At 72.0% G+C, this 20,700-nt stretch carries 2 protein-coding genes (1 of these 2 cut by a window edge); both read left to right on the top strand.

The genetic code is table 11. From position 1 onward, the window contains the following. On the top strand, positions 1-1,229 hold the 3' end of the coding sequence (locus tag ACWFRJ_RS41720) for a type I polyketide synthase (RefSeq protein WP_453543801.1). The gene continues 11,821 nt to the left of window position 1, outside the view; 1,229 of the gene's 13,050 nt are visible here — the last part of the coding sequence; its start codon lies off the left edge, out of view; its stop codon occupies positions 1,227-1,229. Beyond that, the gene (locus tag ACWFRJ_RS41715; protein WP_453543799.1) at positions 1,226-20,581 is read left to right on the top strand and encodes a type I polyketide synthase; all 19,356 of its coding nucleotides are present in this window, start codon (positions 1,226-1,228) and stop codon (positions 20,579-20,581) included. Before ACWFRJ_RS41720 ends, ACWFRJ_RS41715 begins: the two co-directional genes overlap by 4 nt. Positions 20,582-20,700 lie beyond the last annotated feature (119 nt).

Genomic DNA, 20,700 nt, shown 5'->3' with positions numbered 1-20,700 from the left:
GACGCAAGGGGGCGGACACCGAGGGCGCGGAGGAACTGCGCGACGAACTGGTGGCCCTGGGCGCCGAGGTGTCCCTGGCGGCGTGCGACGTCGCCGACCGCGACTCCGTGGCGGCACTCCTGTCATCCCTCGACCGGCCGCTCGGTGCGATCGTGCACGCGGCGGGCATCGTCGACGACGGCGTCCTCGAATCCCTGACGTCCGCCCGGATCGACCGCGTCTTCGCCCCGAAGATCGACGGCTTGCAGCACCTGGACGAACTGACCAGGGACGCCGACCTTTCCGCGTTCGTCGTGTTCTCCTCGGCGGCCGGCATCATCGGCAGCGCGGGCCAGGCGAGTTACGCCGCGGCGAACGCGGCACTCGACGCCTTCATGCGGCGCCGCCACTCGCTCGGCCTGCCCGGCGTCTCGGTCGCGTGGGGCATGTGGGCGGCCGCGAGCGGCATGACGGCGGAACTCGACGCGGGCGACCGGGCCCGGCTCAGCCGCTCCGGAATCCGCGAACTGCCCACCGAGGACGCCCTCGCGCTGTTCGACGCGGTGACGGACGACGACCGCACGCCACTCGTGCCGCTCCTCCTCGACACCGCCGCACTGCGCGGACAGGCGGCGGACGGCACCCTGCCCCCGGTACTGCGCGGTCTGGTCCGCGCCCCCGCCCGCCGCGTCACCACGGCGGCCCCGGCCGCGACCACGACGTTCGCCGACACCATCGCGGGCCAGTCCCCGGCGGACCGCGAACAGACGGTCCTCGACCTGGTACGCGGACAGGTCGCCGCGGCGCTCGGCCACTCGACCGACACGCACATCGAGCCCGGCCGCCCGCTGCAGGACCTCGGGTTCGACTCGCTGACCGCGGTGGAACTGCGCAACAGGCTCACCTCCGCCACCGGACTCCGGCTGCCCTCGACACTCGTCTTCGACCACCCGTCGGCCGCCGCGATCACCCGGCACGTGCTCACGCTGCTCCCGCGCACCGAGCACGAGCCGGAGACCGGCGTCCTCGAACAGCTCGACCGCCTCGAGAGCGCACTCCTCGCCCTCAACGACGGCGCCGCGACAAGCGACGGCGCCGCCACGAAGGTCGATCTGCGGCTGCGCGCCCTGCTCGCCAGCTGGAGCGACGCGCGGGCCGGGGACGCGGACGAGGACGACGCGTCCGACCTCACCTCGGTGACCGACGACGAACTCTTCGGCTACCTCGACGACGAACTTGAGACCTCGTGACCGGGTCGGACCACAACGAACTCGACCGCCCCGCCGTAAGGAGCACACGCACGATGCAGAACGAGGACAAGCTCCGCGATTACCTCAAGCGGGCGACCACCGATCTGCGCACCGCACGCCGACGCCTGCGCGAGGTCGAGGACCGCGAGCAGGAGCCCATCGCCATCATCGGGATGAGCTGCCGCTACCCGGGCGGGGTCGAGTCGCCGGAAGACCTCTGGCAGCTGGTGTCCGAGGGCCGCGACGCCGTGGTGGAGTTCCCGTCCGACCGCGGCTGGGACGTCGAATCGCTCTACGACCCCGACCCGGACCACGCGGGCACCTCGATCACCCGGCACGGCGGCTTCCTCCAGGGAGCCACGGGCTTCGACCCGGCGTTCTTCGGGCTCAGCCCGCGCGAGGCTCTGGCGACGGACCCGCAGCAGCGGCTGCTCCTCGAAACCTCCTGGGAGGCGTTCGAGCGCGCCGGCATCGACCCGGCGCAGGCCAGGGACACCAGGACCGGCGTGTTCGCGGGCGTCATGTACAACGACTACGCGACACGCCTTCCGCAGGCGCCCGAAGGGTTCGAGGGCTTCCTCGCCAACGGCAGCGCGGGCAGCATCGCCTCCGGCCGGATCGCCTACACGCTCGGCCTCGTCGGGCCCGCCGTGACGGTGGACACGGCGTGCTCGTCGTCGCTCGTCGCCCTGCACCTCGCGATGGTGGCGCTGCGCCGCGACGAGTGCTCCCTCGCGCTCGCGGGCGGTGCCACCTTCATGTCCACGCCGCGTACGTTCGTCGAGTACAGCAGGCAGCGCGCCCTGTCCGTGGACGGCCGCTGCAAGGCGTTCTCCGACAGCGCCGACGGCACCGGCTGGGGCGAGGGCGTCGGCATGCTCCTGGTGGAGCGGCTTTCCGACGCGCAGCGCAACGGACACCCCATTCTCGCGGTCGTCCGTGGCTCGGCGGTGAACCAGGACGGCGCCTCCCACGGCCTGACCGCACCGAACGGCCCGTCCCAGCAGACGGTGATCAATCAGGCGCTGAAGAGCGCACGCCTCACCCCCGCGCAGGTGGACGCCGTCGAGGCGCACGGCACCGGCACCACACTCGGCGACCCGATCGAGGCGCAGGCCCTCATCGCGACCTACGGCGCCGAGCGGGACGCGGACCGGCCGCTGTGGCTGGGCTCGCTGAAGTCGAACATCGGTCACTCCCAGGCGGCGGCCGGGGCCGGCGGCATCATCAAGATGGTCATGGCGATGCGGCACGGCGTGCTGCCCAAGACCCTGCACGTCGACGAGCCGAGCAGCCACGTCGACTGGTCGGCGGGCGCCGTGGAGCTGCTGACGGAGGGTCAGCAGTGGCCGCGGACGGATGAACCGCGCCGCGCCGGTGTCTCCTCGTTCGGCGTCAGCGGCACGAACGCCCACGTCATCCTGGAGGAGGCACCCGCTACCGAACCGGCACCCGCAGTGGCCGACGATCTGACGGCCCCGGCCGTCACTCCGTGGGTGCTGTCCGCCCGGACCCCCGACGCGCTGCGCGCGCAGGCCGACCGTCTCCGGTCCGCCGTGGAGACCTCCGCCGACTTCGACCCCGCGGGCATCGGCTACTCACTGGCCACGACACGCTCCCTGTTCGAGCACCGCGCCGTACTCCTCGCCGAGGACCGGACCACCACCACCGACCGTCTCGCCGCGCTGGCCGAGGGGCGGGGTGGCTCCGGTGTCGTGGTCGGTGAGGCGACACCGCATCGGGTGGGTTTTCTGTTCTCGGGTCAGGGTTCGCAGCGGTTGGGTATGGGGCGTGAACTGGCTTCCCGTTTCCCGGTGTTCGGTGCGGCTCTGGATGCTGTGCTTGCGGAGTTCGGGCCTGAGGTCCGTGAGGTGTTGTTCGGTGAGGATGCCGACGCTCTGAATGAGACGGGGGTGACGCAGCCCGCGCTGTTCGCGGTTGAGGTGGCGTTGTTCCGTCTTCTTGAGTCGTGGGGTGTGCGCCCGGATGTGCTGGCGGGGCACTCGATTGGTGAGCTGGCCGCCGCGCATGTGGCTGGTGTGTGGTCGCTGACTGACGCCGTGAAGGTGGTGTCGGCGCGGGGTGCGCTGATGCAGGCCCTGCCGTCCGGTGGCGCGATGGTCGCGATTCAGGCGTCCGAAGACGAGGTCGCCGCGGATCTGCCGGAGACGGTGGGCATCGCTGCGGTGAACGGCCCGAACTCGGTGGTCATATCCGGTGTCGCCGCCGATGTCGAGGCGGTGGCCGAGCGGTGGCGCGAGGCGGGTCGGAAGGTGTCTCGCCTGAAGGTCAGTCATGCGTTCCACTCGCCGTTGATGGAGCCGATGCTCGACGAGTTCCGTCGGGTTTTGGAAGGCGTGTCGTACGAGGTGCCCGCGCTCCCCATCGTGTCGACGCTGACCGGTGAGCGGGCGACGGCCGAGGAGTTGACCTCGCCGGAGTACTGGGTGCGGCACGTGCGCGAGCCCGTGCGGTTCCACGACGCGGTGGTGGCACTGCGCGAGCAGGGTGTCGACGTCTTCCTGGAGGTCGGTCCCGGTGGCGTGCTCTCCGGTCTCGGGCAGCTCAACGCCCCGGAGGCCGCCTTCGTACCCGTGCTGCGCGGCGACCGCCCCGAACTCGTCGCCCTGACCACCGCCATCGGTCAACTGCACGTACGCGGTGTCCCGGTGGACCTGGCCGCCCTCTTCGACGGCAGCGGCGCCGGCCGGGTCGACCTGCCGACGTACGCGTTCCAGCGCGAGCACTACTGGCTGGACGCACCGGCCGTCGAGGAGAGCGCCGAGCGGATATCGCCGGTGGACGCGCGGTTCTGGGCGGCCGTGGAGGAGGGCGACCCCGCGGATCTCGCCCGCACGCTCGGTGTGTCGTCCGACGACCCGCTGAGTGCGGTGCTGCCCCGCCTGTCCGCGTGGCGCCAGAAGCAGCGGGACCGGTCCACCGCCGATGGCTGGCGGTACCGGGTCGAATGGCGGTCGGTGGCCGCCGGGAACAGGCGACTGGACGGTGCCTGGCTGGTCGTCGCTCCGACCGGTGAAGAGCGCGCCGAGTGGGTGCGCGAGTCGCTGACGCGCAATGGCGCGGACGACGTGCACGTGCTGCGTGTGGACGCGGGAGCGGTCGACTGGGCGGAGCAGTTGGGCGGTCTGCCGTCCATGAACGGCGTTGTCTCGCTGTTGGGGTTCGCCGAGGCGGGTGCGTCGACTGTGCCCGTGGGTGTCGCGGCCACGGTCGGGCTGCTGCAGGCTCTCGGCGACAGGGACGTACCGCTGTGGTCCCTGACATCGGGCGCGGTTTCGGTGGGCGGGAGTGACACCGTCGCCGGGTTCGAGCAGTCGATGCTGTGGGGTCTCGGCCGGGTCGCCGCGCTGGAACACCCCGGCCGCTGGGGCGGCCTGGTCGACCTGCCCGAGACGCAGGACGACCGGACCGGTGATCTGCTGGCTTCCGTGCTCGCCGAATCGGCAGAAGGCTCCGCCGAGACGATCGGCGAGGACCAGATCGCCCTGCGCGGCAACGAGATCCTCGGCCGCAGACTGGTGCCCGCCCCGCTGGGCGACGCCTCCGGGGAGAGCTGGTCGCCGCGCGGCACGGTCCTGGTAACCGGCGGCACCGGCGCCCTGGGCGGCCACGTGGCGCGCTGGCTTGCCACGCACGGAGCCGAGCACATCGTCCTTGCCGCCCGTCGTGGCAGGGCCGCCGCCGGGGCCGAGGAACTGGAGGCCGAGCTCGTCGAGTCGGGCGCCCGGGTCACGTTCGCCACCTGTGACGTGGCCGACCGGGACGCCGTCGCGGCGATGCTGGAGAGCGTCCCGCCGCTCGACGCGGTCGTGCACACGGCGGGCGTCGAGCGCTCGGCAGCCCTCGCCGACCTCGACCCGGACGACCTCACCGGGTTCGCCGAGGTCCTTGCGGCGAAGGCTGACGGCGCGCGGAACCTGCATGAGTTGCTCGCCGACACACAGTTGGACGCGTTCGTGCTGTTCTCGTCCATCGCCGGTGTGTGGGGCAGCGGCGGCCAGGCCGCCTACGGGGCCGCCAACGCCTACCTGGATGCCCTCGCGGACCACCGCAGGGCGGCGGGCCTTCCCGCCACAGCCGTCGCATGGGGCCCGTGGGGCGGTGGCGGCATGGTCGAGGACTCCGGGCAGGCCACCCACCTCCAGCGCCTCGGCCTGACCACCATGGCCCCCGACGCGGCGCTCGCGAGTCTCGGCTCGGCCATCGAGAACGGCGACGGCAAGATCACCGTCGCCGACGTCGACTGGACCCGGTTCGCCGGAGCCTTCATGGCGCAGCGTCCGAGCGCGCTCCTGAGTGAACTCCGCGAGGTCCGGGCCGCGTTCGACACGGCTCCCTCCGAGCGGAGCAGCGGAACGTCGGCTCTCGCGCAGCGCCTCGCGGGTCTTGACGAGTCCGAGCAGGAGCGGCAGCTCACCGACCTCGTACGGTCCGAGGCCGCCGCGGTACTCGGTCATTCCTCCGCCGACGCCTTCTCCGCGACTCGCGCCTTCAGGGAACTCGGCTTCGACTCGTTGACGGCCGTGGAACTGCGCGCCCGGCTCAGCCAGTCTACCGGCGTCGCCCTGCCCGCGGCCGTGGTGTTCGACTATCCGACGGCCGCCGCCCTGGCCGCCTACCTCCGCGTGGAACTGTCCGGAGCGACCCCTGCCGCCTCCGTCCCCAACGCCGTCTCCGGCGTGACCGACGAGCCGATCGCGATCGTGTCGATGGCCTGCCGGTTCCCGGGCGGTGTGGCGAGCCCCGAGGACCTGTGGCAGGTGCTCCTGTCGGGCGAGGACGCCGTGACGGAGTTCCCCACCGACCGCGGCTGGGACGTCGAGGCGCTGTACAACCCCGACCCGGACACGGCGAGCGTCGGCACGTCGTACTCCCGCATGGGCGCGTTCCTCGACCACGTCGCGGACTTCGACCCGACGCTCTTCGGGATCTCGCCGCGCGAGGCCCTTGCGATGGACCCGCAGCAGCGACTGCTCCTGGAGACCTCCTGGGAGGCGTTCGAGCGGGCGGGCATCGACCCGAACTCACTGCGGGGCAGCAGGTCGGGTGTGTTCGTCGGCACCAACGGCCAGGACTACACGACGCTGATGATGGCCGCGCCGGACAGCGTCGACGGCTACTTCGGCACCGGCAGCGCGGCAAGTGTCATCTCCGGCCGCCTGTCGTACACCTTCGGTCTCGAAGGCCCCGCGGTGACGGTGGACACGGCGTGCTCCTCGTCGCTGGTGGCCCTGCACCTGGCGGTACAGGCCCTGCAGAAGGGCGAGTGCGAGCTGGCGCTCGCGGGCGGCGTGACGGTGATGTCGACGCCCGCCGCGTTCGTGGAGTTCAGCCGCCAGCGCGGACTTTCGGTCGACGGCCGCTGCAAGGCCTTCGGGGCTGACGCGGACGGCACAGGCTGGGGCGAGGGCATCGGCATGCTGCTCGTCGAGCGCCTCTCGGACGCCCGGCGCAAGGGCCACCAAGTCCTCGCGGTCGTACGGGGATCCGCCGTCAACCAGGACGGCGCGTCCAACGGCCTGACCGCTCCGAATGGTCCCTCGCAGCAGCGCGTCATCCGGGCCGCGCTGGAGGCAACAGGCCTCACGCCGTCCGATGTGGACGCGGTCGAGGCGCATGGCACGGGTACCAAGCTGGGTGACCCGATCGAGGCGCAGGCGCTGCTCGCCACGTATGGCCAGGACCGTCCCGCCGACCGGCCGCTGTTGCTCGGCTCGATCAAGTCGAACATCGGTCACACGCAGGCCGCTGCCGGTGTCGCGGGCGTGATCAAGATGGTCATGGCGATGCGGGAGGGTGTGCTGCCGAAGACGCTGCACGCGGATGAGCCGTCACCGCATGTGGACTGGTCGGCGGGTGCGGTGGAGCTGCTCACCGATCGGCGTGAGTGGCCTGCTGCGGACCGGCCGTGGCGGGCGGGTGTGTCGTCGTTCGGGTTCAGCGGTACGAACGCCCACGCCATCATCGAGCAGGCCCCGGTAGCCGAACCCGAGGCAGCTCCGGAGCCGCTGCCGGCGGGCACGGTCGTCCCGTGGATGTTGTCGGCCAAGAGCCCCGAGGCGCTGCGGGAGCAGGCCGCACGGCTCAAGTCCTTCGTGGACGGAACGTCGGACCTTGCAGTGGCGGACGTGGCCCGTTCGCTGACGTTCTCGCGGGCGGCTCTTGAACACCGTGCGGTGGTGGTCGGCGCAGAGCTCGCCGAGTTCCAGTCGGCTCTGACCGCGCTGGCCGAGGGGCGGGGTGGCTCCGGTGTCGTGGTCGGTGAGGCGACACCGCATCGGGTGGGTTTTCTGTTCTCGGGTCAGGGTTCGCAGCGGTTGGGTATGGGGCGTGAACTGGCTTCCCGTTTCCCGGTGTTCGGCGAGGCTCTGGACGCCGTGCTTGCGGAGTTCGGGCCTGGGGTCCGTGAGGTGTTGTTCGGTGAGGATGCCGATGCGCTGAATGAGACGGGGGTGACGCAGCCTGCGTTGTTCGCGGTTGAGGTGGCGTTGTTCCGGCTTCTTGAGTCGTGGGGTGTGCGCCCTGATGTGCTGGCGGGGCACTCGATCGGTGAGCTGGCCGCGGCGCACGTGGCGGGTGTGTGGTCGCTGGCGGATGCCGCTGTTGTTGTGTCGGCGCGTGGTGCGTTGATGCAGGGGCTGCCGTCCGGTGGTGCGATGGTGGCGATCCAGGCGTCCGAGGTCGAGGTCGCGTCGGATCTGTCGGAGACCGTCGGTATCGCAGCGGTGAACGGCCCGACATCCGTGGTTGTTTCCGGTGTCGCCGCTGACATCGAGACGGTGGCCGAGCGGTGGCGCGAGGCGGGTCGGAAGGTGTCTCGCCTGAAGGTCAGCCATGCCTTCCACTCCCCGCTGATGGAGCCGATGCTCGACGACTTCCGCCGGGTCCTTGAAGGCGTCTCGTACGAGGTGCCCGCACTCCCCATCGTCTCGACGCTGACCGGTGTCCGCGCGTCCGCCGAGGAGCTGACGTCGCCCGGCTATTGGGTGCGGCACGTGCGGGAGTCGGTGCGGTTCGCCGACGCCGTCGGCACGCTCGTGGACGAGGGTGTGACGACGTTCGTCGAGGTCGGTCCCGGCGGCACACTGTCCGCCCTTGGCCAGGAGTCCGCGTCGGAAGCAGCCTTCGTACCCACGTTGCGTGGCGATCGCCCGGAGGCGGTCTCCGCGACGACGGCTGTCGGGCAGTTGCACGTACGCGGTGTCGAGGTGGACTGGGAGGCGTTCTTCGCGGGTCGTGGCGCGCGGCGCGTCGACCTGCCGACGTACGCCTTCCAGCGTGAGCGCTTCTGGCTGGACACTCCGGACGTGGACGACGCCGTCAAGGGCGCCGAGCGGATATCGCCGGTCGAGGCGCGCTTCTGGGAGGTCGTGGAAGAAGGCGACATCGCGGATCTCGCCCGCACGCTTGACGTGTCGTCCGACGACCCGTTGAGCGCCGTGCTGCCCCGCCTGTCCGCGTGGCGCCGCAAGCAGCGGGACCGGTCCACGGCCGATGGCTGGCGGTACCGGGTCGACTGGCGGTCGGTGGTCGCCGGTAGTCGGAAGCTGGACGGTGCCTGGCTGGTCGTCGCGGCGGCCGGTGAGGAGCGCGCCGCATGGGTCGGTGATGCGCTGATCCGCAATGGTGCGGACGTGCATGTCCTGTACCTGGACCCGGAAGGAGTCGACTGGACGGAGCAGTTGGGCGGTCTGCCGTCCTTGGCCGGAGTCGTCTCGCTGCTGGGGTTCGCCGACGCGGGTGCGTCGACTGTGCCCGTGGGTGTCGCGGCCACGGTTGGGCTGCTGCGGGCTCTGGGCGACAGGGACGTACCGCTGTGGTCCCTGACGTCGGGCGCGGTTTCGGCGGGCGGGAGTGACACCGTCGCCGGGTTCGAGCAGTCGATGCTGTGGGGCCTCGGCCGGGTCGCCGCGCTGGAGCAGCCGGCCCGCTGGGGCGGTCTCGTGGATCTGCCCGAGACGCAGGACGACCGGACCGGTGATCTGCTGGCTTCCGTGCTCGCCGGGACGAGCGGCGAGGACCAGGTCGCGCTGCGCGGTGGCAAGATCCTGAGCCGCAGACTGGTCACCGCGCCGGTGAGCAAGGCGTCCGGCGACGGCTGGTCGCCGCGCGGCACGGTCCTTGTCACCGGCGGCACCGGCGCACTGGGCGCACACGTCGCCAGATGGCTGGTGGGCAAGGGCGCCGAACATCTCCTGCTGACCAGCAGGCGTGGGCCTGAGGCCGATGGTGCGGATGAGCTGCGTGCGGAGCTGACCGCGCTGGGCGCCCGGGTCACGATCGCGGCCTGTGACGCGGCCGACCGGGATGCGCTGGCCGACGTGCTCGCGTCCGTACCCACCGAGTTCCCGCTCACCGCGGTCGTGCACGCGGCAGGCATCGAGCGCTCGGCCGCCATCGCCGACCTCGACCCGGACGACCTCGCCGAGTTCGCCGACGTACTGACGGCGAAGGCCGACGGCGCGCGGAACCTGCATGAGCTGCTCGCCGACACGCAGTTGGACGCGTTCGTGCTGTTCTCGTCCATCGCCGGTGTGTGGGGCAGCAGCGGGCAGGGCGCGTATGCGGCTGCCAACGCCTACCTCGACGCCCTCGCCGAACACCGCAGGGCGGCGGGCCTTCCCGCCACGGCCGTCGCATGGGGCCCGTGGGGCGGCGGCGGCATGGTCGCGACCGACGAGCAGGCCACGCAGCTGCACCGCTGGGGCCTTGCGACGATGGACCCGGATGTTGCTGTCGCCGGTCTGGCCACGGCCCTTGAGCGTGACGGTGACGGGAACGTCGTCGTCGCCGACGTCGACTGGACCCGGTTCGCGGGTACGTTCATGGCGCAGCGCCCGAGCGCGCTCCTCGGCGAACTCCCCGAGGTCCGCGCCGCGTTCGACGCCGCCCCCTCGGAAAAGGGCAGCACGTCGGCTCTCGCGCAGCGCCTCGCGGGTCTGGACGCAGCCGAGCAGGAGCGTCAGCTCACCGATCTGGTCCGCTACGAGGCTGCCGCGGTCCTGGGTCACGTGTCCGGCGACGCCTTCTCCCCGACGCGTGCGTTCAAGGAGCTCGGCTTCGACTCGTTGACGGCCGTGGAACTGCGCGCACGGCTCCGCGAGGCCACGGGCATCGCCCTGCCCGCGACCCTGGTGTTCGACTACCCGACGCCCGCCGCCCTGGCCGCCTATCTGCGCGGCGAGCTGTCCGGTGTGGACGCGACGCTCACCGCCTCCACCCCTGTCGCCGTCTCCGGCGTGACCGACGAGCCGATCGCGATCGTGTCGATGGCCTGCCGTTTCCCCGGCGGTGTGACAGGACCGGAGGGCCTGTGGGACTTCCTCCTGTCGGACGGCGACGCGGTGACGGAGTTCCCCACCGACCGCGGCTGGGACGTCGAGGCCCTGTACAACCCCGACCCGGACGCGGTGGGGACCACGTACCTGCGCTCCGGCGCGTTCATGTCGGACGTGAGCGGGTTCGACGCGGGCTTCTTCGGTATCTCGCCGCGCGAGGCCCTTGCGATGGACCCGCAGCAGCGCCTGCTGCTCGAGACCTCCTGGGAACTCCTCGAGCGCGCCGGGGTCGACTCGGCGTCGCTGCGCGGTGAGCGCGTCGGCGTGTTCGTCGGGTCGAACGCTCAGGACTACGGCCTTGTCCTCGGCGACGCCGCCGAGGATGTGGGCGGCTATGTGGCGACCGGCAACGCGGCCAGCGTGGCCTCGGGCCGCCTGTCGTACACGTTCGGCTTCGAAGGCCCCGCCGTCACGGTGGACACGGCGTGCTCGTCGTCCCTGGTGGCTCTGCACCTGGCGGTGCAGGCGCTGCGGACGGGGGAGTGCGAGCTCGCCCTTGCCGGTGGCGTGACGGTGATGTCGACGCCGGGTGCGTTCATCGAGTTCAGCCGCCAGCGCGGACTGTCGTTGGACGGCCGGTGCAAGGCGTTCGGCGCGGGCGCCGACGGCACCAGCTGGGGCGAGGGCGTCGGCATGCTCTTCGTCGAGCGGCTCTCTGACGCCCAGCGCAACGGGCACCCGGTCCTTGCCGTCATCCGTAGTTCGGCGGTGAACCAGGACGGCGCGTCGAATGGTCTGACCGCGCCGAACGGTCCCTCGCAGCAGCGCGTCATCCGCCAGGCGCTCGCCAGCGCGGGCCTCACGCCGTCCGATGTGGACGCGGTCGAGGCGCATGGCACGGGTACGAAGCTGGGCGACCCGATCGAGGCGCAGGCCCTCCTTGCCACTTACGGCCAGGACAGGCCCGTTGACCGGCCGTTGTTGCTCGGCTCGGTGAAGTCGAACATCGGCCACACCCAGGCCGCCGCGGGTGTCGCGGGCGTGATCAAGATGGTCATGGCGATGCGGCACGGCGTACTGCCCCGCACGCTGCACGCGGATGAGCCGTCACCGCACGTGGACTGGTCGGCGGGTGCGGTGGAGCTGCTCACCGATCGGCGTGAGTGGCCTGCTGCGGACCGGCCGTGGCGGGCGGGTGTGTCGTCGTTCGGGTTCAGCGGTACGAACGCCCACGCCATCATCGAGCAGGCCCCGGTAGCCGAACCCGAGGAAGCTCCGGAGCCGGCGCGTGAGGGTGGCCTGGTGCCGTGGGTGCTCTCGGCGGGCGACGAGGGCGCGTTGCGTGGCCAGGCCGAGCGCCTGCTGTCCCTGCTGGACGAGCACGCACCGGTCGACATCGGCTACTCGCTCGCGGCATCACGGTCGGTCCTTGACCACCGTGCCGTGGTGATGGCCGCCGACCGGTCCGAGTTCCTTGCGGCCTTGACGGCCGTGGCCGACGGCCGGACGACCGGTGCCGTGGTCGCGGGAGTCGCAGGCGAGCCCGGCCGGGTGGGATTCCTCTTCTCGGGCCAGGGTTCGCAGCGGCTCGGCATGGGCCGCGAACTGGCGTCCCGTTTCCCGGTGTTCGCCGAAGCACTGGACGAGGTTCTTGACGCGTTCGACCCGCAGGTGCGCGAGGTGCTGTTCGGCGAGGACGCCGACGCACTGAACGAGACCGGGGTGACCCAGCCCGCGCTGTTCGCCGTCGAGGTCGCCCTCTTCCGCCTCCTGAAGTCCTGGGGCGTGCGCCCCGATGTGCTGGCCGGTCACTCGATCGGTGAGCTGGCGGCGGCGTACGTGGCTGGTGTGTGGTCGTTGACGGATGCCGTGAAGGTGGTGTCGGCGCGGGGTGCGCTGATGCAGGCGCTGCCGACGGGTGGCGCGATGGTCGCGATCCAGGCCGCCGAGGCCGAGATCGCCTCCGACCTGCCGGAGACCGTGGGTATCGCCGCCGTCAACGGCCCGAACTCGGTCGTCGTCTCCGGTGTCGCCGCTGACGTCGATGCCGTCGCCGAGCGGTGGCGTGAGGCGGGGCGCAAGGTGTCACGGCTGATGGTCAGTCACGCGTTCCACTCGCCGTTGATGGAGCCGATGCTCGACGAGTTCCGTCGGGTTTTGGAAGGCGTGTCGTACGAGGCTCCCGCGCTCCCGATCGTCTCGACGCTGACAGGCCGGTTGGCCACCGCCGAAGAGCTCGCCTCGCCCGACTACTGGGTGCGGCACGTGCGCGAGTCCGTGCGGTTCCATGACGCGGTGGTGGCGCTGCGTGAGCAGGGCGCCGAGGTGTTCGTCGAGGTCGGTCCTGGCGGGACGTTGTCCGCGCTGGGGCTTGGCGGTGCGCCGGATGCGGTGTTCCTGCCCGCGCTGCGTGCGGACAGGTCCGAGGAGGCCGCGCTGGTGACCACGGTTGCCGCGCTGCATACCCGGGGTGTGACGGTCGACTGGGCCGCGTACTTCGCCGACAGCGGCGCCCAGCGCGTTGACCTGCCGACGTACGCCTTCCAGCACCAGCGCTACTGGATGGAGGCTCGGCCCGCCGTCGTCGAGGCCGCCACGAACGCGGACGAGGCGAAGTTCTGGGCCGCGGTGGACAGCGAGGAGGCGACCGCGCTCGCGTCGTCCCTGGGCATCACCGACGACGGGGCCACCGACTCGCTGCGCGCCGTGCTGCCGCTCCTGACGTCGTGGCGGCGTCGGAGCCACGAGAAGTCCACCCTTGACAAGTGGCGTTACACCGTCGGCTGGAAGTCGGTCGGTGTCCCCGCGACGAAGCCGCCCTCGGGCATCTGGCTGGTCGTGGCGCCCACCGGTGACGAGCGCGCCGCCGCGCTGGGAGAGCTGCTCGCGGCCGGTGGCCTGGCATTCGCCGTGGTCGAAGCCGACACGGCGACGAGCACGGACCGCGCGGGCCTTGCCGACGCGCTGCGCGCTGCCGTCACGCAGGTTCTCGCGAGCGAGGAAGAGATCGGCGGAGTCCTGTCGCTGCTGGCGTTCGACGAGTCGCCGCACTCCGACCACCCCGCTGTGCCGAACGGCGTGGCAGCCACCCTCGCGCTGATCCAGGCCCTCGGCGACGCGGACGTACAAGCGCCCCTGTGGTGTGCGACATCGGGTGCGGTGGCGGCGGTCGCGGACGACGCGGTCGCCGGGTTCGCGCAGTCGATGGTGTGGGGTCTCGGACGGGCCGCCGCGCTGGAACTCACCTCCCGCTGGGGCGGGTTGGTCGACCTTCCGGAGACGGTGGACGAGCGGGCGGCAGCACGGTTGTGCGGGCTGCTCGGCGGGTCGGAGGACCAGGTCGCCGTACGCGGGTCCGGTGTGCTCGCACGCCGCATCCGCCGGGCCGACCCGCTGGCCCCGGGCTCCGGCTCCGGCTGGACGCCGCGCGGCACGGTACTGGTGACCGGCGGTCTGGGCGCCCTTGGCGCCAGGGCCGCGCGCTGGTCCGCGGCGCACGGCGCCGAGCACCTCGTCCTCGTGAGCCGTCGCGGCATCGAGGCCGAGGGGGCGGCGGAGTTGGAGGCCGAGCTCGTCGACCTCGGCGCACGCGTCACGGTCGCCGCCGTCGACATCGCCGACCGGGACGGGCTCGCGGCCCTGCTCGACGGCCTGGCAGCCGCCGGAGACCAGGTCGACGCCGTCGTGCACACCGCGGGACTCAACGACAGCACCCCTGTCGAGGACACCGACCTCGCGCGCTTCGCCGACGTGGTCGGCGCCAAGGTGGCGGGCGCCGCGCATCTGCACGAACTGCTCGCCGACACACCGCTCGACGCGTTCCTCTCCTACTCCTCGATCGCCGGCATCTGGGGCAGCGGCGGCCAGGTCGGCTACAGCGCGGCCAACGCCTACCTCGACGCCCTCGCCGAGCACCGCACCGCACACGGCCTGCCGGGCACAGCTGTCGCCTGGGGTCCCTGGGGCGGGGGCGGCATGGCCGACGACGAAGCGCAGCGGCAACTCTCCCGGCGCGGGCTCCTGGCCCTTGAGCCCGAACTCGCGCTGGGCGCCATCGCCGACGCCGTCGGCGGCGGCACGGCGAGCACCGTCGTGGTGGACGTCGACTGGGAACGGTTCGCTCCCGCGTTCACCATCGGCAGGCCGAGCCCGCTGCTCACCGACCTCGCCGAAGCACGTGACGCGATCACGGGCCGGACCGCCGGGGCCGAAGGGGCTGCCGGATCCGCGGGGTCGGACGGGTCCGATCGGGAGGGTGCGGAGCTGCGTGGCCGGCTCACCGGTCTTGACGCGGCCAAGCAGGGCGAACTCGTACGCGGCCTGGTGGTGGCGCAGGCGGCCACCGTCCTCGGACACACCACGGCCGGTGCCGTCGATCCCGAACGGGCCTTCCGCGACCTGGGCTTCGACTCGCTGACCGCCGTGGAACTGCGCAACGGCCTCGCGGCCGCGTCCGGCCTGACCCTGCCCGCGACCGTGGTCTTCGACTACCCCACTCCCGCCGCGCTCGCCGACCACCTGCTGTCGGCGGTCCTGGAACCGCACGGCGAGTCGCCCCTGGCACCGACACCGGACACCGCACCGCCGGCCGTGACCGACGAGCCCATCGCGATCGTGGCGATGACGTGCCGCTACCCCGGTGGCGTCACAAGCCCGGAGGACCTGTGGCAGGTGCTCCTGTCGGGCGGCGACGCGGTGACGGACTTCCCTGCCGACCGCGGCTGGGACCTGGAGGCCCTGTACGACCCGGACCCCGCGGGCATCGGCACGACGTACTCGCGCAGGGGAGCCTTCCTCGACCGTGTCGCCGACTTCGACGCGACCTTCTTCGGGACCTCGCCGCGTGAGGCCCTCGCGATGGACCCGCAGCAGCGGCTGCTCCTCGAAACCTCCTGGGAGGCGTTCGAGCGGGCGGGCATCGACCCGAACTCGGTCCGCGGCGAAAGGGTCGGCGTGTTCGTCGGCTCGAACGTGCAGGACTACGGCCTCGTCCTCGGCGATGCCGTCGAGGACGTGGGCGGGCATGTGGCGACCGGCAGCGCGGCGAGCGTCATGTCCGGCCGCCTGTCGTACACGTTCGGCCTCGAAGGCCCGGCCGTCACGGTGGACACGGCGTGCTCGTCGTCCCTGGTCGCCCTGCACCTCGCGGCGCAGGCGCTGCGGTCGGGGGAATGTGAACTTGCCCTCGCGGGTGGTGTGACGGTGATGTCGACGCCGGGTGCGTTCATCGAGTTCAGCCGTCAGCGCGGACTGTCCGTGGACGGCCGCTGCAAGGCGTTCTCCGACAGCGCCGACGGCACAGGCTGGGGCGAGGGCGTCGGCATGCTCATCGTCGAGCGTCTCTCCGACGCCCGGCGCAACGGCCACCAAGTGCTGGCCCTCGTACGGGGATCCGCCGTCAACCAGGACGGCGCGTCCAACGGCCTGACCGCCCCGAACGGTCCCTCGCAGCAGCGCGTCATCCGCCAGGCGTTGGCGAGCGCGGGCCTCACGTCGTCCGATGTGGACGCGGTCGAGGCGCACGGCACCGGCACCACACTCGGCGACCCGATCGAGGCGCAGGCCCTGCTCGCCACCTACGGCCAGGGCCGCCCCGACGACCGCCCGCTGTTGCTCGGCTCGGTGAAGTCGAACATCGGTCACACGCAGGCCGCCGCCGGTGTCGCCGGTGTCATCAAGATGGTCATGGCGATGCGGCACGGCGTACTGCCGCAGACGCTGCACGTCACCGAACCGTCGTCGCACGTGGACTGGTCGGCCGGAGCGATGGAACTGCTCACCGACCGGCGCGAGTGGCCCGCCGTGGACCGGCCGTGGCGGGCGGGTGTGTCGTCGTTCGGGTTCAGCGGAACGAACGCGCACACCATCATCGAGCAGGCCCCCGAGACGACATCCCCCGCAATCGAATCGGCGGAGCCGTCGGAACCCGTTGTCGTGCCGTGGATCCTTTCGGCGCGATCCGCCGAAGCACTGCGGGAACAGGCTTCCCGCCTCCGCGAACAGTTCGAGGGCGCCGACACGACCGTGTCGGTCGCCGACATCGCCCACTCGCTGCGGTCCCGCTCGGTGTTCGACCACCGGGCCGTCGTGGTGGGTCTCGGCCGGGAGGAGTTCAGCACCGGTCTCGCCGCCCTGGCCGAAGGCCGCGAGGCGCCGAACGTCGTGACGGGTGCGGCCGAGAACCGCGGCACCGGCACGGTGTTCGTGTTCCCCGGCCACGGCACGCAGTGGGTCGGCATGGCCCTTGAACTCCTCGACTCCTCACCGGTGTTCCGTACGCGGATGGAGGAGTGCGCGGAGGCACTGGGCGAGTACGTCGACTGGTCGCTCCTCGACGCGATCCAGGACCCCGCCCTGATGGAGCGTCTCGACGTCGTTCAGCCCGCCCTGTTCGCCGTGATGGTGTCCCTCGCCGCCACCTGGCGGTCCTGGGGCGTCGAGCCGAGCGCCGTACTCGGCCACTCCCAGGGCGAGATCGCCGCGGCGTGCGTCGCGGGCGCCCTGTCCCTGAAGGACGCGGCACGCCTCGCCGTCCTGCGGAGCAAGGCGCTGACCGCCCTCGCGGGCCAGGGCGGCATGGTCTCCGTCGCGCTCGGCGTGGACGACGTACGGGAACTCATCGCGAGGTGGGAAGGACAGCTCGCCGTCGGCGTGGTGAACGGCCCCGCGTCGGTCGTCGTCTCCGGTGACGTCGCCGCGCTGGACGAGCTGATGGAGGTCTGCGCCGAACAGGGCGTATGGGCGCGGCGGGTCCAGGCGGACTACGCCCCGCACTCCCACCACGTCGAGCAGGTCGAGGCGGAGATCCTGGAGGGCCTTGCGGACGTGGCGCCGCGTTCCGGCGACGTGCCGTACTACTCGCCGCTGACCGGCGGCTGGCTGGACACCTGTGACCTGGACGCCTCGTACTGGTACCGCAGCCTGCGGCAGACGGTGGAGTTCGCGGACTCCGTCTCCACCTTGGTGGCGGAAGGCTTCACCACCTTCGTCGAGGTCAGCCCGCACCCGGTCCTGGTGGCCGGGCTCGGCGAGCTGGCCGGTGCCGACGGCCTTGTGGTCGGCTCACTGCGGCGCGGCGACGGCGGCAAGGACCGGCTCCTCAACTCGGCCGCCAGGCTGTTGGTGCGAGGCGGCCGGGTCGCCCTGCCGCTCCCCGAGGCAGCCCGGCGCGTGGACCTTCCCACGTACCCGTTCCAGCGCCTGCGCTTCTGGCCCACGACGGCGCACACCGCGTCCGGCGACGTGACATCGGCAGGACTCGGCCGGGTGGACCACCCCCTGCTCGCGGCCGTCACCGAACTCGCGGACTCCGAGGGCCTCGTGTTCAGCGGCAGGCTGTCCCTGCGCACCCACCCCTGGCTCGCCGACTACCGCGTCCTGGACACCGCTGTGCTCCCCGGCGCGGCCTACGTGGAGCTCGCACTGCGCGCCGGTGACCACGTCGGCTGCGCGTCCCTGGACGACCTGGTCCTCGAAGCGCCCCTGGTGCTGCCCGAACGGGACGGCGTCCAGATACGACTCAGCCTCGACGGCCCTGACGCGTCGAGCGCGACGGACGCATCGGGCTCCGGCAGCCGGACGTTCACTGTGGACTCCCGAGGCGACGACGGCGGGGAGTGGACCCGCCACGCCACCGGCACCCTGACGGCCGAGGCACATCCCGTCACCGACGACCTCGTCGTCTGGCCTCCGAGCGAGGCCGAACCGGTCGACCTGGACAGCCACCACGCCACCGTCGCCGCCTCCGGCCTCGACCACGGCCCGGCCTTCCAGGGCCTGCGTGCCGCCTGGCGCAAGGGCGACGAGGTGTTCGCCGAAGTGGCGCTGCCGGACGGCATCGCCGACGAGAGCTTCGGCCTGCACCCGGCTCTCCTGGACGCCGCGCTGCAAGCCGTCGGACTCAGGGTGAGCTCGGACGGGCTGCCGTTCTCGTGGGCCGGAGTACGACTCCTCGCGACCGGCGCGACTGCCCTGCGGGTCCGGTTGACGCCGGTCGGCGTGGACTCTGTGGCGGTGCTCGTCGCCGACGGCTCGGGCGAACCGGTCGCCGCCGTCGACGAGCTGAGCCTGCGCCCCCTCTCCGCCGACCAGCTCAACGCCGCTCGCTCCGCCCACCGGGACTCGCTGTTCGAGGTGAAGTGGGTCCCGATGCCGGACGCCGCTCCCGAAACCGGCACCTGGGCGGTCATCGGCGGCGACACCGCCCGCCTCGCCCACGCGCTCACCGCGGCCGGCGAACCGGTGGACGAACACGCCGACCTGGCCGCGCTCCTGGCCGCCGTCGACGCGGGCGCACCCGTACCGCGCCACGTGGCCGTGACACCCGGCGAGAGCGCGACAACCCCCCGGGAGGCGACGCACCACACTCTCGACCTGCTCAAGTCCTGGCTCGCGGACGACCGGTTCGCCGCATCGCAGCTCGTGTTCCTGACGAGCGGCGCGGTGCCGACAGGACCGGACGAGGCCGTACCTGACCTGGTGCGCGCTCCCGCGTGGGGCCTGGTGCGGTCGGCGCAGTCGGAGCACCCGGAGCGGTTCGTCCTCGTCGACGTGGACGCCCTCGCCGACGTGGACGACTTGGACGACTTGGACGACCTGGTCGACACGGCCGGGAACGAGAAGTCGCTGCGCAGGCTGCCCGCCGCCGTGGCGACCGGGGAACCGCAGATCGCCGTCAGGAACGGCACCGCCACGGTGGCCAGGCTCGCGCGGCTCGCCGCTCCGGCCGACGCCCCCGAGCAGACGGCGTTCACCCCCGAAAGCACCGTGCTGATCACCGGCGGTCTCGGCGTGCTCGGCGGCGTGACCGCACGGCACCTCGTCACCCGCCACGGAGTCAGGGACCTGGTACTGACCGGCAGGCGCGGCCTGGCCACACCGGGCGCGGAGGAACTGCGCCGGGAACTGGCCGAACTGGGCGCGCGCGTCACTGTCGTGGCGTGCGACGTGAGCGACCGCACCGCGGTAGCCACGCTCCTTGCCGAGCACCCCGTGACCGCCGTGGTCCACACGGCGGGCGTCCTCGACGACAGCATCATCGAGTCCCTGACCCCGGAGCACGTCGACACGGTGTTCGGGCCCAAGGCCGACGCGGCGCTGCACCTGCACGAACTGACCCTGGGCACTGACCTCACGGCATTCGTACTGTTCTCCGCCGCAGCCGGTGTGTTCGGCGGCCCCGGCCAGGGCAACTACGCGGCAGCCAACGCGTTCCTCGACGCCCTCGCACAGCACCGCAGGGCCGCCGGGCTCCCCGCGACTTCGCTCGCCTGGGGCCTGTGGGCCGAGGCAAGCGGCATCACAGGGCACCTCGACGACGCCGACGTACAGCGGATGGCGAGGGGCGGCATGACCCCGCTGTCCTCCGCCGACGGCATGGCACTGTTCGACGCGGCGCACACGACCGGCACCGCGACCGCGTTGCCCGCCGCGATCGACCTGGCCGCGCTGCGGGCCCACCCGGAGCAGGTACGGCCGCTGCTGCGCGGCCTGGTCCCGACACCTGCCCGCAGGACCGCACGGTCCGGCGATGGCTCCGGCCCGGTCCCGCTGGCCCAACGGCTCGCCGGCCTCACCGAGGCGGAGCAGGACCGGACCCTCGTGCAGCTCGTCCGCACCCACACCGCGGCCGTGCTCGGCTTCCCCGGACCGGACGCCGTCGAGGCGGATCGGGCGTTCAAGGAACTCGGCTTCGACTCGCTCACCGCCGTGGAACTGCGCAACAGGCTCGACGCCGAGGTCGACTCGCGACTGCCCGCCACCCTGGTGTTCGACCATCCGAACCCGGCGGCACTCGCGGCCCATCTCCGGACAACGGTGCTCGCAGGCGACGGCACACCGGCCGCCGCAGTGCTCGGCGAGCTGAACAAGCTGACGGTCACCATCTCCAAACTCGACCCCAACGACGCTCTGGCCGGGGACATCCGGCTGCGGCTGCGCTCGCTCCTGTCCACCTGGGACGAGAGCGAACCCGAGCCCGCGGCGGACGACTTGACCTCGGCAACCCTCGACGACGTCTTCGACATCATCGACGACGAACTCGGAAGGTCCTGACCCGCAGGTACGGACTCTCACCAACCTGATCTGACCTGACGACCTGATCTGACCCGACGACCTGATCTGACCTGAGCTGCCCGGTGCGGACTCTCATCAAGACGGGTACGGACTCTCAC

This window comes from Streptomyces sp. NPDC055239 (assembly GCF_053606205.1).
Note: the sequence above shows the minus strand (reverse complement) of the source record. Positions and strands in the feature narration are given on the sequence as shown.